16 protein-coding genes are annotated in these 13,436 nt (G+C 48.9%); 15 read left to right on the top strand and 1 reads right to left on the bottom strand.

Annotation, left to right across the window (positions count from 1 at the left end; translation table 11 throughout):
* The first annotated feature begins 13 nt into the window (after positions 1 to 13).
* The 15 genes from ID165_RS23525 (at position 14) to ID165_RS23455 (ending at position 12,593) form a co-directional block, all read left to right on the top strand.
* Positions 14 to 328, top strand: a complete 315-nt coding sequence (locus ID165_RS23525; protein ID WP_192347858.1) for a DUF4133 domain-containing protein — start codon at positions 14 to 16, stop codon at positions 326 to 328.
* A 30-nt stretch (positions 329 to 358) separates the two neighbouring features.
* Positions 359 to 2,821, top strand: coding sequence for a TraG family conjugative transposon ATPase (locus ID165_RS23520; RefSeq protein ID WP_192347857.1), 2,463 nt, complete (start codon positions 359 to 361; stop codon positions 2,819 to 2,821).
* Positions 2,822 to 2,831: 10 nt separating this feature from the next.
* On the top strand, positions 2,832 to 3,521 hold the full coding sequence (locus tag ID165_RS23515) for a conjugal transfer protein TraI (protein WP_225586881.1): 690 nt from the start codon (positions 2,832 to 2,834) through the stop codon (positions 3,519 to 3,521).
* Positions 3,522 to 3,549: 28 nt separating this feature from the next.
* Complete coding sequence (locus tag ID165_RS23510) at positions 3,550 to 4,197, top strand: hypothetical protein (protein WP_192347856.1); 648 nt, start codon at positions 3,550 to 3,552, stop codon at positions 4,195 to 4,197.
* Between the two features lies 1 nt (position 4,198).
* Positions 4,199 to 4,834, top strand: a complete 636-nt coding sequence (locus ID165_RS23505) for a TerB family tellurite resistance protein (protein ID WP_192347855.1) — start codon at positions 4,199 to 4,201, stop codon at positions 4,832 to 4,834.
* Between the two features lie 11 nt (positions 4,835 to 4,845).
* Positions 4,846 to 6,066, top strand: coding sequence for a conjugative transposon protein TraJ (traJ, locus tag ID165_RS23500; protein ID WP_192347854.1), 1,221 nt, complete (start codon positions 4,846 to 4,848; stop codon positions 6,064 to 6,066).
* A gap of 16 nt (positions 6,067 to 6,082) precedes the next feature.
* On the top strand, positions 6,083 to 6,700 hold the full coding sequence (gene traK / locus ID165_RS23495; protein WP_192347853.1) for a conjugative transposon protein TraK: 618 nt from the start codon (positions 6,083 to 6,085) through the stop codon (positions 6,698 to 6,700).
* A gap of 2 nt (positions 6,701 to 6,702) precedes the next feature.
* On the top strand, positions 6,703 to 7,014 hold the full coding sequence (locus tag ID165_RS23490) for a hypothetical protein (protein ID WP_192347852.1): 312 nt from the start codon (positions 6,703 to 6,705) through the stop codon (positions 7,012 to 7,014).
* A gap of 5 nt (positions 7,015 to 7,019) precedes the next feature.
* Positions 7,020 to 8,324: a conjugative transposon protein TraM gene (traM, locus tag ID165_RS23485; protein ID WP_192347851.1), complete on the top strand. Its 1,305-nt coding sequence runs from the start codon at positions 7,020 to 7,022 to the stop codon at positions 8,322 to 8,324.
* Positions 8,325 to 8,353: 29 nt separating this feature from the next.
* A complete protein-coding gene (gene traN, locus ID165_RS23480) occupies positions 8,354 to 9,217 on the top strand; it encodes a conjugative transposon protein TraN (RefSeq protein WP_192347850.1) in 864 nt (287 codons plus the stop codon).
* 66 nt (positions 9,218 to 9,283) lie between these two features.
* A complete protein-coding gene (locus tag ID165_RS23475) occupies positions 9,284 to 10,066 on the top strand; it encodes a hypothetical protein (RefSeq protein WP_192347849.1) in 783 nt (260 codons plus the stop codon).
* Complete coding sequence (locus ID165_RS23470; RefSeq protein ID WP_192347848.1) at positions 10,005 to 10,310, top strand: hypothetical protein; 306 nt, start codon at positions 10,005 to 10,007, stop codon at positions 10,308 to 10,310. The genes ID165_RS23475 and ID165_RS23470 overlap by 62 nt, the downstream gene beginning before the upstream one ends.
* A gap of 42 nt (positions 10,311 to 10,352) precedes the next feature.
* Positions 10,353 to 11,411 (top strand): hypothetical protein, encoded by a 1,059-nt coding sequence (locus ID165_RS23465; RefSeq protein WP_192347847.1) that lies wholly within the window; start codon positions 10,353 to 10,355, stop codon positions 11,409 to 11,411.
* 7 nt (positions 11,412 to 11,418) lie between these two features.
* Positions 11,419 to 11,724 (top strand): hypothetical protein, encoded by a 306-nt coding sequence (locus ID165_RS23460; RefSeq protein ID WP_192347846.1) that lies wholly within the window; start codon positions 11,419 to 11,421, stop codon positions 11,722 to 11,724.
* Positions 11,725 to 11,780: 56 nt separating this feature from the next.
* Complete coding sequence (locus ID165_RS23455) at positions 11,781 to 12,593, top strand: hypothetical protein (RefSeq protein ID WP_225586880.1); 813 nt, start codon at positions 11,781 to 11,783, stop codon at positions 12,591 to 12,593.
* A gap of 71 nt (positions 12,594 to 12,664) precedes the next feature.
* Here the strand turns inward: ID165_RS23455 and ID165_RS23450 are convergent, their stop codons facing one another.
* Positions 12,665 to 13,366 carry a hypothetical protein gene (locus ID165_RS23450; protein ID WP_192347844.1) on the bottom strand — a complete coding sequence of 234 codons (702 nt, stop codon included), beginning with the start codon at positions 13,364 to 13,366 and terminating at the stop codon, positions 12,665 to 12,667.
* Between the last annotated feature and the right edge of the window lie 70 nt (positions 13,367 to 13,436).

The raw sequence follows: 13,436 nt of genomic DNA, 5'->3' as shown, positions 1-13,436 counted from the left end.
AAAATCAACAGCTATGGCAGTCAGTATATATAAAATCAACAAGGGGATCAACAAGAGTATCGAGTTCAAGGGCCTGAAGGCACAGTATATCTGGTACCTCGGCGCGGGGGTAATCGCCCTGCTCATCCTGTTCGCGGTGATGTATATAGCCGGGTTGAACCAGTTTATCTGCTTAGGCATCACCCTGCTACTGGGTACGGCAACCGTTCTTAAAACCTACAGTATGAGCCGCAAATACGGGGAACACGGCATGATGAAGGCGGTAGCGAAAAGAAGCGTGCCCAAAGCGGTGCGGGTATACAGCAGGAAAGTATTTATGAAGCAATAGCAAACAGGGTAACACAACAGAAAGAGGCAAATGGAAAAGAAGATGGAGGAAATATTACCCGTGATGGCAGTGGAACACGACTGCATCCTGTCCCGGCAGGGAGATGTAACCGTAGTGTATAAAGCGGAGCTGCCGGAGTTGTTCACGCTCAGCGACAGGGAGTACGAAGCCTTTCACCAGGCCTGGGCCAAAGCGGTTAAAGTATTGCCGAAGCACAGTGTCTTTCATAAACAAGACTGGTTCATAGACAGCAGTTACCGGCCTGACTTTTCCGGCACAGGTACCAGCTTCCTGTCCCGGAGCAGCGAACGTTTCTTTAATGAACGCCCCTTCCTGGACCATAGCTGTTATATCTTCCTGACCAAGAAGCCGGGGGGCAGAAAAACGGGCAGCAGCCTGTTCTCCAACCTGCTCCGCAGCAGTATCGTGCCCGGCCAGGTATTGAACCCGGCCAAGGTGCAGGATTTCTTAGATGCCTGCGGGCAGTTCCGCCGCATTCTTGAGGACAGCGGCTTTGCCCGGCTGGAACGTTTGGGCGATGAAGCACTTTTGAGCCATAAGGACAGGGCGGGGATCATAGAAAAATATTGCGGCCTCTCAGCTTCCGGTTCCGACAGGTTTCTCCGGGACATCAGCTTCGGGGATCCCATCCGGGTGGGCGACAAATACTGCCGGATGTTCACGCTGGGCGATGCCGGGGATTTACCCGCACTCTGCGGCAGCCGCATCAATTATGATAAATACAGTACCGACAAAACCAAGTTCAGCGTAGGCTTCGCCTCCACGCTGGGGCAACTGCTCCCCTGTAACCATATCTATAACCAGTATATCTTCATCGGGGATGCGCAGCAAACCATGCAGCAACTGGAAAGTAAAAGGCTCAGGCTGCAATCCTTATCAGCCTACAGCAGGGAAAACCTCATCGCCAGGGATGCCACCAATGATTTTCTGAATGAAGCCATCAGCGAGCAGCGGCTACCGGTAAAGGCGCATTTTAACGTGCTGGCATGGACGGAAGACAAAGAGGGGCTCAAGGAAATAAAAAACATGGTCAGCTCGGCATTGGCGCAGATGGATGCGGTGGCCAAAGAAGAAACGGTCGGCGCCGCGCAGGTATTCTGGGCGGGCATCCCGGGCAATGCCGCCGACTTCCCCATGAACGACAGTTTTGACACCTTCGTGGAGCAGGCTTCCTGTTTCCTGAACCTGGAAACCGGCTACCGTTCTTCGTTAAGCCCAACAGGTATCAGGCTGGGTGACAGGCTGACGGGCAAACCCGTCCATGTGGACATTTCCGATGAACCCGTCAAAAAAGGTATCTGTACCAACCGGAACAAATTCATACTCGGGCCTTCGGGCAGCGGCAAATCCTTTTTCACCAACCATATGGTCCGCTCCTATTACGAGCAAGGGACTCACGTGGTACTGGTGGATGTCGGACATAGCTATAAGGGGCTCTGCGATATGGTGAACGGGTATTACTTCACTTATGATGAGCAAAGCCCCATCCGGTTCAACCCCTTTTACATCGGTGAAGGCGACAGGCTGGACACGGAGAAAAAAGAAAGCATCAAAACCCTGCTATTGGCGCTCTGGAAAAAAGACAATGAAACTTTTAACCGGAGTGAATACGTGGCCCTGTCCAACGCCCTGCAACTGTACTATGAAAAGCTGGGCAATGACGGATCGGTATTCCCCTGTTTCAACAGTTTCTATGAATTCCTGAAAGAAGATTTCGTACCGGTGCTGGCCGGGGATAAGGTCAAGGAAAAAGATTTTGACGTGAGCAACTTCCTCTACGTCCTGCGCCCTTACTATAAAGGTGGTGAGTTTGACTACCTGCTCAACGCCACTGAAAACCTGGAACTGCTCAAAGAAAGGTTCATTGTTTTTGAGCTGGACAATATCAAGGACCATCCCATTCTCTTCCCGGTAGTGACCATCATTATCATGGAAGTATTCATCAGCAAGATGCGCAAGCTTAAAGGCGTGCGCAAAATGATCCTGATAGAAGAAGCCTGGAAAGCCATAGCCAAAGAAGGCATGGCGGAATACATCAAATACCTGTTCAAGACCGTGCGGAAATTCTTCGGTGAAGCCATAGTGGTGACCCAGGAAGTGGAGGATATCATTTCCTCCCCCGTGGTGAAACAAGCCATCATCAATAACAGCGACTGCAAGATCCTGCTTGATCAAAGTAAGTACCAGAACAAATTCGACCAGGTACAGGAGCTTTTGGGGCTGACCGATAAAGAAAAGGCACTGGTGCTTTCCGTCAACAAAGCCAATGACCCGGCAAAAAAGTACAAAGAAGTATTTATCAGCCTTGGTGGGATGCTCTCGAAGGTTTACCGGGTAGAAGTGTCACCAGAAGAATACCTGGCCTATACCACGGAGGAAAGTGAAAAAGTAAAAGTGACGGACTATGCCAAAAGGTATGGCTCTATCAGCAAAGGGATAGCCGCGCTGGCGGCGGATATGAACAACCAATAAAAAACAGGTTATGAACAAACTGGTAAGAACAACCATACTGACGGTGATGTGCATCGTCTTCACGCTTCCCCCTCAAAGGTCGGAAGCGGCGGTGCCCTTAGCCATACTGGAGGTCATTAAGGCCGGGGTGAAAAAAGTCATCGTAGCCATAGACCTGAAGATACAGCGGCAGCAGAACAAGGTCATCTGGATGCAGAACGCGCAAAAGGTGCTGGAAAATACCATGTCCAAACTGAAGCTGGATGAGATCAGCGAATGGACCGAAAAGCAAAGGGAGCTGTACAAGGGGTATTTTGAAGAATTGCAGAAAGTTAAACTGGCCATTACCTACTACCAGCGGGTACGGGAGATCAGCCAGAAACAAAGCAGGCTGCTCAGTGAATACCAGGCGGTGTGGCGCATCATTCAACAGGACGGACATTTTTCCCCGGAAGAAAAACAGTATATGGGAATAGTCTACTCCGGCATCCTTGGTGAAACCGCCAAAAGCATAGACCATATCATGCTGGTAGTACAATCCTTCACGGTACAGATGAGTGATGCAAAAAGGCTGGAAATCATCAACGAGGCGGCGGACCGGGTGGACCGCAATTACAGCGACCTGGTATCCTTTAACAGGGAGAACGCCCTGCTCAGCATACAAAGGGGCAGGACGGAAAATGAAGTGGAACTGTCCCGGCGGCTTTATGGCATCAGGTGATTCAATGAACAACTAAAAAACAGGCAAAATGAAAAAATTGATTATCGCACTCTTCCTGGCAACAACAGCCATCCCTGCCGAGGCGCAGACATTCGAAGAATGGTGGCGGCAAAAGGACACGCAGAAAAAATACTTAGCGGAGCAGATAGCGGCATTACAGGTCTATATCAGCACCGCCCGTAAAGGATATGACATCGCCCAAAAGGGGCTTGCCACCATAGGTAATATCAAGGACGGCGACTTCAACCTGCACAGGGATTTTTTCCGCTCCCTCTCAGGTGTCAGCCCAACAGTAGATAATTATGTGCGGGTGGCCGACATCATCAGCTTACAGGTAAAGACCTTGCGCAGTGCCAGCCAGGGGTATAAAATGGCAAAGGCAAGCGGGTGGCTCCGGCCCGGTGAACTGGAATATATCCAACAAGTCTATGGCAGGCTGGCGGATGACTGTATAGCCATCCTCTCCGAACTGCAAACCCTTACCACGAATAACAGAATTGAGATGAAGGACGACGAAAGGTTGCAGCGGATTGACGGGCTATATAACCAGATGTCAGGCAACTACCGGTTCGCGGAAGCATTTGGCAGGGAAACGCAGTTACTGGCCATATCCAGGAAAAAGGAAGCAAAGGAAATTGATAACCTCCGCCTGCAATATGGTACCAATAAGGATTGATATGAAGAAGATTTTGATAGCCATACTGGTAGTAGCGGGAATAAGCGGGACACGACAGGCATCAGCCCAGGCGGATGAAGCTGCGCAGTTGTTACTCAACGTTGAAAAACTGGCACAGCTCAAACAGATACTTACCGACCTGGAAAAAGGCTACAGGATAGTCAACACCGGCTATACTACGATCAAGAATATCTCGGAGGGGAATTTCAACATCCACAAAACATTCCTGGACGGGTTGATGCAGGTAAGCCCGGCTGTAAGGGACTATTACAAAGTCGCCAGCATCATAGAATACCAGTTGGCGCTGGTCAGGGAATATAAAAACGCTCACCGCAGGTTTCAGCAATCGGGCTATTTCAATCCCGCTGAACTGGACTATATGGGCAAAGTGTATGGCAACCTGTTCCGGTCCAGTTTACGGAACCTGGACGAACTGGCCATCATCGTTACCGCGGGCAAGCTCCGTATGTCCGATGATGAAAGGATGGAAGCCATCGACGGCATCTACGCCGACATGGAAGACAAGCTGCATTTTTTAAGGTATTTCAATAACGGGTCAACCGCGCTGGCCATTCAAAGGGCCAAAGAAAAAAACGATGCGGACAGGCTCAGGAACTTATATGGTATAAACAAATAAAAACAACAGGTATGGCAAAGTGGAGCAGGGCCGCGATTATGGCGGCATTGGGGATGGTAACGCCATTAATGGCAAATGCCCAGACATCGGGCATAAGAGGGTTACATGGCGTATTGGACCAGTTGTATGAGGAGATGATGCCCCTTTGCAGCCAGTTGATCGGCGTAGCGCAGGGTTTGGCAGGGTTCGCTGCGACCTGGTACATCGCTTCGAGGGTATGGCGGCATATCACCAATGCGGAGCCGATAGATTTTTACCCGTTGTTCCGGCCCTTCGTTATCGGGTTCTGTATCATGGTGTTCCCATCGGTACTGGCCATGGTCAACGGCGTAATGAAGCCTACAGTTACCGCTACTACCGCGATGGTAGATAATTCCGACAAGGCCATTAAAGTACTGCTGGATAGAAAAGAACAGGCGGTCAAGAGCAGCAAATACTGGCAGATGTATGAAGGGGACTATGGGTTTGGCGACCGGGAAAAGTGGCTCAAATACACCCAGGGTATTGACGATAACCAAGCGGCGCCGGATGAGGGCTTCTGGGAATCAATAGGCAATGACTTCGCATTTGCGGGGGCTAAACTCTCCTATAGTTTCCGCAACTCGGTCAAACAATTCATGAGCGAAGTGTTGAGCCTGCTCTTTGAAGCGGCCGCACTTTGTATCAATACGCTGAGGACATTTCAATTGATCGTACTGGCTATACTCGGGCCACTGGTGTTTGGGCTGGCCGTATTTGACGGTTTTCAGCATACCCTGACGGTCTGGCTGGCCCGCTATATCAATATCTACCTCTGGCTGCCCGTGGCTAATATTTTCGGGGCCATCATCGGTAAGATACAGGAGAAAATGCTGGAGCTGGATATCAGCCAGATCAACGATAGCGGGGATACCTTTTTCACCTCCACGGATACGGGTTACCTCATCTTTATGATCATTGGCATCATCGGGTATTTTACCGTACCCAGCGTAGCGAATTACATCGTCCATGCGGCATCCGGTGGGGCATTACCGCATAAGGTCAGCAGCCTGTTCAGCGGCAGCATGGTCAAAACAGTGGCTATGGCGGGTACCGGTGCTGCAATGGCCATGAAGGGCGCGGGCATGGTGTCGGATTCTTTTGGCAACTCCGCAGGCGACATGTCGCAGAACATGGAATCAAGGGGGACCAATGCGGGCTATTTCAAAGATGGCGGCGGGTATATGAACGATAAACTCAAAGGCAATTCTTAAACATCAAAAATAAGACATGTTTACCAAGACGAAGAACATAGATACGGCATTCAGGCAGGTACGACTGTTCACCATACTGGTCATAGCGGGCAGCTTACTGCTCTGCGGTTTTACCCTGTACAAAAGTTACCAATTAGTATCAGCGATGCAGGGGAAAGTATATATCCTGGCCAATGGCAAAGCCCTCGAAGCCTACGCGTCTGAAAGAAAAGACAATATCGAAGTGGAGGCGCGGGACCATGTGACCACCTTTCACAGGTATTTTTTCAGCCTTGACCCGGATGACCAGGTCATAGAGGCCAACCTCACCAGGGCATTGTACCTGGCAGACGGCTCCGCCAAAAGGCAGTACGACAACTTAAAGGAAAGCAATTACTACAGCAATATCATTTCCGGTAATGTCAGCCAGGTGATACGGATGGATAGTGTGCAAATAGACATCAACCAATACCCATTTTATTTCCGGTACTACGGCACGCAGGAGATCACCCGCACCAGTTCGGTCGTGTCCAGGAGCTTGGTCACAGAAGGCTACCTGCGCAATGTAGCCCGAAGCGACCATAACCCGCACGGGTTTTTGGTGGAGCGGTGGAAGACACTGGAAAACAAAGACCTCAACATCAAAAACAGGTAACCATGCGGGAAGACAATACAACAGGAAAATTACCGGATGTGAGCCAGCTTGTGGACGGCAGGATCAAAAGGGGTGCGGACAGCCTGCAGGTGATATCGGAACAGCTAAGCCGGAAAAGCAAAATACTACTGCTCACGCTGTTCATGCTGGTGGCTACTGCCACCTGGTTGTTGCTGGCCTTTTCAGGCGGCAGCCGCAGGCTCCTGCCTGAAGCCGGGAATATACAACGGCCGCTTATCCCTGACATAAGGGAACAGGTTGCTCAACCGGACAGTACGGCAGTTTTGGATACGATCAATAACTATAAAAAATAGAGAAGATGGAACAAACACAATCAGCGAAAAAGCTTAATGAGCGCAAATTTTTCACCGTACTGCCTGTCCTGGTATTGCCATTTCTCACCTTAGGCTTCTGGGCCATGGGTGGCGGCAGGGGCAGTGCGGCAAACGCAGCCCTGGCGGAAGAGCAGGGTTTTAATATGGAGTTGCCGGGAGCGGCGGTGCGGGAGGACAAGGAATTGACCAAACTCGGGCATTATGAAAGGGCCGAATCGGACTCGGCGAAACTAAGGGAGCAGATCAAAAATGACCCTTATTACTGGCTGTCATTTTCACCAACTGAAGATGAACCCGATTGGGAGGAGGATACTGAGGCGGATGAAAGCCTATACGCAAATAGTGGGCTTCGATCCGGTCCATATGCCGGTGGCTATAGCGATCCCAACGAAGCCAGGGTGATGGAAAAATTAGCGGAACTCAATGAAGCTTTATCCCGGCCGGTGGAAGAAGACACACAGGAGGACGACCCTACAGCATTTAAGCCTGAACCTCTTTCTATCAGTTCAGACCTGGACAGGCTGGAACAGATGATGCACATCATGCAGCAAGGGAATGAAGGGGAAGACCCGGAAATGCAGGAACTGAACCGGATGCTGCAAAGTATCCTGGATATCCAACACCCTGAACGGGTGCAGGAGCGCCTGCGACAGGCTTCGAAGGAACAATCGGGAGCGGTGTTTTCGGTAAATGCGGAAATCAAAGAGGATTATATCTCCGGTTGGGAGGGTGGAACCCCGGAACAGGAACTGTTCGCAGCTTATGCCACCGCGCATCAAAACGGGTTCTACTCATTGGAAGAGCCTGCATACAACAGCATTGATGCCAATGCCATCCGGGCGGTGGTGCATGAATCACAGACCCTCGTTTCAGGGTCCACCGTCAAGCTTCGCCTACTGAACGATGTTTTTATCAACGGTACCAGGATCCCCAAAGACCATTTTGTATTCGGTACAGCTTCCCTTAACGGGGAAAGGCTGGAGGTCAATATCAAAAGTATCCGTTCCGGGGAATCCCTCTTTCCCGTGTCCCTCTCTGTGCATGATGCGGACGGGCTGGAAGGTATTTACATACCTGGGGCGATCTCCAGGGACGTGGCCAAGCAATCGGGGGACAGGGCGGTGCAAAGCTTCGGGATGACCACCCTCAATCCTACCATTGGCGGCCAGTTGGCGGGGGCGGGCATTGAGACCGCCAGGGGCTTGCTCAGCAAGAAAATAAAATTAGTGAAAGTCACGGTCAAAGCGGGCTACCAGGTCTGGTTGAAGGACGAAAAGCAACAACAGTAACGATTACTCAACCATAAAAAAGAAACAGTATGAACAGCAATCAAGTGAAGAAAAAGGTATGTGCGGTATGGATCATTGTCCTGCTCATTATTTCTGCCGGGGCGCAGGCCCAAAGTAGGGTCCCTCCTTTTGAGACGGTCAATATCGAGCCTTTACACCTGGCTATCACCTACCATAAGACCACGAACCTGGTTTTTCCCTATGCGGTCAAAAGCGTGGATAGGGGCAGCCGGGATGTATTGGTGCAAAAAGCCAAAGGCGTGGAAAACATATTGCAGGTCAAAGCGGGACTGGAAGATTTCGAAGAAACCAACCTGACGGTCGTCACTGCTGACGGCCAACTGTACTCCTTCCTGCTGGATTATTCCCGGGAACCTAAAACCATTAACCTGGAAGTCGGGAAATACAGGCAGTTGAACAAGCCTGTAGCCAGGTTTTTGGATGCAGGGGACAATGAGGCGATAGTCCGGGACGTAGCAGAACAGGTAGCGGTTAAAAAGACCAGTATCAGGAAGATCAAAGACCGCAGGTATGAAATGGGGTTACGGCTGACCGGGCTCTACATACAGGAAGACGTATTGTATTTCCAACTGGAACTGGGAAACAACTCCAATATCCACTATGACATTGAACAGTTCCGCATGTATATCCGGGACAAGAAGAAAGCGAAAAGGACAGCTTCCCAGGAACTGGAACAATTGCCTTTACAAGTAACCGGCAATACTAAGGTCATCAGGGGGCAATCCCTGCAAACAGTAGTTTTCGCCGTACCGAAATTTACCATTCCCGATAAAAAATACCTGTCCATAGAACTCATGGAACGCAACGGGGGCAGGCACCTGGGCCTTAAAGTCAACAACAAGGCTATCGTGAAAGCATTGCCGGTAAAGTAAAAACGGGGCAACAGCCACTGTATGGATAATGTGTAATTGAATCGTGAACCATAAAATTTAAAAATTATGAATGAGCAGAATTTCGACTACCTGAAAAACCAGGTAAAGTTTACAGGCTTTGGTGAAGCCCTGGAAACACAGCTGAAGGAACAGATCAGCAAAGGGGAACCGGCTTTTACCTTGGCGCATAAAGCGGAATATGGAAAGGATGAAGTCAACTCGGTACTTCATTTCCGCAAATCGGAACAGACCGATATGTACTTCTTCAATAAATACGATATGTCCTTAAAGAAGCCGGGTGATGAAGCAACGGTCAACCAGACATTCTACATCGGCAAAGACAATAATATTACCCTGAAAGAAGGGTACAACCTGTTGGACGGCAGGTCGGTGAACAAAGACCTGGTCAACAGGGAAAATGAAAAATACAACGCCTGGGTGCAAATGGATTTTAAAGAGACCGACAAACACGGGAACTACAAACTGAAGCAGTTTCATGAGAATTTTGGCTATGACCTCGAAAAAGCTTTGGAGAAGCACCCCATCAAAGAGCTTAATAACGAAGAGGACAAAGGCAGGCTGATGGATTCCCTGAAAAAAGGCAACCGGCAATCCGTAACCTTTCTTTCCGATGGCAATGAGCAAAAGCGGTTCCTTGAGGCAAGCCCCCAGTTCAAGACGGTCAATGTCTATGATGCCAATATGAAAAGGGTCAGCCAATCGAAAAGCCAGAAGGAGTCACAGGGGCAATCCGCTGAGAAAAGCCAGAAGGAATCCCCGCAGCAGGATGAAGACGGGACGGCCCCCCAGAAAACCAGGAGAAGGAAAAAGAGTAAGGGTATCGCCTGAATCTATCGGCAGGAAATGGGCATTGGGGGTTGATCCCGATGCCAATCCCTTAACCTCCTTTAAGCGCGACGATGATTTTACAGACGAACTGATCAAAGGCATCTGTGGAGAAAAGGAGCTGGCACAGTCAGCAGCTAAAGCAGGTACAGTCCCACCCGGTAACCGGCAAACTTATAGTCGTGAGGAGAAGGAAACAGGCGGTAAGAAAAAGAACAACAGGAAAATAAGAAAAGGGATCCGCTGAAAGGTGAAGCGGGATTTTTGATAACAGGTTAAACCAGTGAATATGGAGGCAACCAACAACAGGGTGGAAAGGGAACTGGAGCAGTGGCGAAAAAGGGAGCAGCGGTTTATAAAACTGTTTATGCCGCAGCTCCTGGAAAGCAGGGCCTTCCTAAAAGAAAAACTCAGACATCTTGAGCGGCTCAGCACCAGGTACGGAAATACCAATGATATGGAGGAAAGGCTTGCCCTGCGTTTGCTAAAACAGGAACGCAGAAACCTGGAAAAACGGCTGTACCCCAACAGGCTGTTGCGTATCATCCGCCTTGCTGTAAAGGGCTTTGCCATATTCACTGAACCCGTTATCGCGGAACAAAAGGCGCATAAAAATACCGTGGCTTTAAATGCCAGCCTGGAACAGGCCGGGTTCGGGAAATTAAAAGAGCGGCTCGAACAGCATGTGCGCCAGGGACAGGAAAAGTTTTCATTGCCTGTTACCTATTATGTGAATGAAAAGGAAAGGATGGATTTCCAGGTCCATTTTACTAAAGGCAAAGATGAACAATACCGGATCAGCCACTATGATGCATTGCTCTATTCTGAAAACCATCCCGGCAAAACAGTCAAACAAACCTTTCCTATGGATACATCCATGTCCATTACTTCGGAACAGGCTTATAACCTGTTGTTGGGGCGGGCTGTAATGAAGGAAAGCGGCGGGCAGAAGGAATTGGTAAAACTGGACCTGAATGACAAAGACGCCCAGGGCAATTTCAGGATGAAGCAGTTCCCGGAAAATTATGGCTATGACCCTGAAAAGGAATTGGACAAACTTCCTCTGAAAGAAACACAGGGCTTAACCGGAAAAGAAAAGCTGTTCCGTGAACTGGCTAATGGCAACCGGGTTGAAGTGACGCTTCGGAAAGGAGGGCAAAAACTGTTGATCGAAGCAGAACCCCAGAAAAAGACCGTAAACATATACACCATACATGGTGAAAAGCTGACCGTTGGCGAAGCTCTGGGGAGCAAACAGGATAGAGCGGCCCGGACCATACCGCTGGGGGTAAACAGGGTTGAGCATACGAACCATAGAAAGAACAGTAAAAAAGGGTTGCAGATCTGAAGGTGGCATGGAAGGGATAGAGATAGCAATGGCTGGTTTTATGAAAGCTACCAGGCGGGACCCAAGGATAAGCATCGCGCATATCGGGGTTTTCTCCGTACTGCTGAACATCCGGCGGGAACATGGAGGGCAAGACCCTTTCCCCATCAGCCGGGAGGAAATTATGGAGTCCGCAAAAATATCCAGTACGGCCACTTATTTCAAATTAATCAGGCAACTCCATGAATACGGCTATATCAGGTATCGCCCCACATTCAACCGGATGCGCCGGAGTACGATCAGTATGGATGTTGCGGTGCCGGGAAATACATAACGATAAGCATACGCAACTAATAATCTAAACACTAAAGGAAAAGAACAATGAAAAGAATGAAAATGACAATGTGGATGATGGCAATGGTGGTGACAGGGATGTTTTTTTCATGCCAGCATTACCCTGAATTGGTGACGGTGGAATCTATGCCGGACGATGAACCGGCTGTGGTCATAAGTACGGGAATAATGTACAACGAATGGATGGAGGCGGCTAACCCGCTCAACCCATATGATGAAGTAGGCTATTGGCACAACAGGATACTGGTGGATACGGAAAGCTGCCGGGGAGTACGGCAACAGGCCGGTGATGTCGCTGTTACACATTGCATCCGGCAATTCGTATTGACTGAACTGGGTGTGGACCTGTCCCAACAGGAACTTTTAGCGGTCCTGGAATCGGTCATGCCGGAATATGACAACCTGTTTATACAGGTGGTGGAAAACAGTGTACTGGAAGAGTATGTAAAACACTACCTGCGCAGGATACTGGAAACAGTGCGGGGCTATGGCGGTGAAAATAACTGGTGGGGATCTTATGATGAATTCAAACAGGCAATTCAACAACTGGAAACTGAAGTATTGCATGACCCGGTACTTTCGGATTGGGAGAGAAAGGCGGTACTCAGTGTTTCTTCGGTAGCCAGGTATTCGGGGCTATACTGGATGAACCTGGAAATTGAAGACAATCCCGCAGCATTCAGCAAGTTTAAAAACTTCATGATCAAAGTAGCCGGGATTTCGGGAGACATAGGCGGGGCCATCGGCGGCTTAATGGATGATTCTGTAACCCTTGGAGAGATTGCCGGACATGCCGCCGCATCCAGCGCAAGGTGCCGTGATTCCGTGATATACGGAATGCCGGGGTAGGTATATTGTCAGGTGCGTGGCGGCTTCGTTGCCATGCACTTTACCCTTTTTTACAAAAAAACAGGTATGTATTAGTTTGTAACCGGATTGATATTATCGAGCCACTTCTTCACGGCTTTTTTGATTTGGTCAACATTCCTTTCAGGGTGTTTCTTCTTAATGTATTTTTCGAAGGCGGAAATAGTATCTCGATTTTCCCACTCCATCACAGTGAGGGTTTTGTCTGGCCAGTCTTTGTATTGCTCCATGAATCCATATAAAAGCGTGTAGGGTGGGGCGATTCCTAGGGCTTTATTGAAAGATGTATAAAAGTCAGGATGGAGTATAGATTCCAATTCCAAGAGCAGGTCATACAGTACTTTGTCTTTGCTCCCTTTCGATAAACTAAGGCCAATTACAGGCAATCCTTTACCCGTGAAAAAAGTTGTTATAAATGCCCTGCAAGCCTCTTCGGTTGATGTACATAGATCACGGCTGTAATAATCATAGGCCGTTTTAAATCTTTCCAGGCTAAAATCATCCTCATGCAGTTTGATAACATAGTCTATCAACAAGTGTTCCTTATCAATAACAAATTCAATGGAAGGGCATTTCCCTTCCTCACAATACCTGGTATCGGAAAACATTTCAAAAAATGCACTTTTAAAAAAAATGGTTTTCTGCCTGTATGTTACCTGGACGTAAAGAGGGTAAGTCTCTTGGCTATGAAAAGGGATTTTTTTCAACCTATTATTAAAGTACGTCTTGTATGTAATTTTATATGGTTTTTTCATCCTCTGACAGATTTTTTTTCAATACTTAACAAGGCTGTTGAGCGCTTGTTTGATATAGGATTCCCCAATT

Source organism: Algoriphagus sp. Y33, from assembly GCF_014838715.1.
Lineage (GTDB): Bacteria > Bacteroidota > Bacteroidia > Cytophagales > Cyclobacteriaceae > Algoriphagus.
Note: the sequence above shows the minus strand (reverse complement) of the source record. Positions and strands in the feature narration are given on the sequence as shown.

Excerpts from the sequence above, each read along its gene's own strand:
- ID165_RS23525 (WP_192347858.1), top strand. The coding sequence starts at position 14 with ATGGCAGTCAGTATATATAAAATCAACAAGGGGATCAACAAGAGTATC.
- ID165_RS23520 (WP_192347857.1), top strand. The coding sequence starts at position 359 with ATGGAAAAGAAGATGGAGGAAATATTACCCGTGATGGCAGTGGAACAC.
- ID165_RS23515 (WP_225586881.1), top strand. The coding sequence starts at position 2,832 with ATGAACAAACTGGTAAGAACAACCATACTGACGGTGATGTGCATCGTC.
- ID165_RS23510 (WP_192347856.1), top strand. The coding sequence starts at position 3,550 with ATGAAAAAATTGATTATCGCACTCTTCCTGGCAACAACAGCCATCCCT.
- ID165_RS23505 (WP_192347855.1), top strand. The coding sequence starts at position 4,199 with ATGAAGAAGATTTTGATAGCCATACTGGTAGTAGCGGGAATAAGCGGG.
- traJ (WP_192347854.1), top strand. The coding sequence starts at position 4,846 with ATGGCAAAGTGGAGCAGGGCCGCGATTATGGCGGCATTGGGGATGGTA.
- traK (WP_192347853.1), top strand. The coding sequence starts at position 6,083 with ATGTTTACCAAGACGAAGAACATAGATACGGCATTCAGGCAGGTACGA.
- ID165_RS23490 (WP_192347852.1), top strand. The coding sequence starts at position 6,703 with ATGCGGGAAGACAATACAACAGGAAAATTACCGGATGTGAGCCAGCTT.
- traM (WP_192347851.1), top strand. The coding sequence starts at position 7,020 with ATGGAACAAACACAATCAGCGAAAAAGCTTAATGAGCGCAAATTTTTC.
- traN (WP_192347850.1), top strand. The coding sequence starts at position 8,354 with ATGAACAGCAATCAAGTGAAGAAAAAGGTATGTGCGGTATGGATCATT.
- ID165_RS23475 (WP_192347849.1), top strand. The coding sequence starts at position 9,284 with ATGAATGAGCAGAATTTCGACTACCTGAAAAACCAGGTAAAGTTTACA.
- ID165_RS23470 (WP_192347848.1), top strand. The coding sequence starts at position 10,005 with ATGAAGACGGGACGGCCCCCCAGAAAACCAGGAGAAGGAAAAAGAGTA.
- ID165_RS23465 (WP_192347847.1), top strand. The coding sequence starts at position 10,353 with ATGGAGGCAACCAACAACAGGGTGGAAAGGGAACTGGAGCAGTGGCGA.
- ID165_RS23460 (WP_192347846.1), top strand. The coding sequence starts at position 11,419 with ATGGAAGGGATAGAGATAGCAATGGCTGGTTTTATGAAAGCTACCAGG.
- ID165_RS23455 (WP_225586880.1), top strand. The coding sequence starts at position 11,781 with ATGAAAATGACAATGTGGATGATGGCAATGGTGGTGACAGGGATGTTT.
- ID165_RS23450 (WP_192347844.1), bottom strand. The coding sequence starts at position 13,366 with ATGAAAAAACCATATAAAATTACATACAAGACGTACTTTAATAATAGG.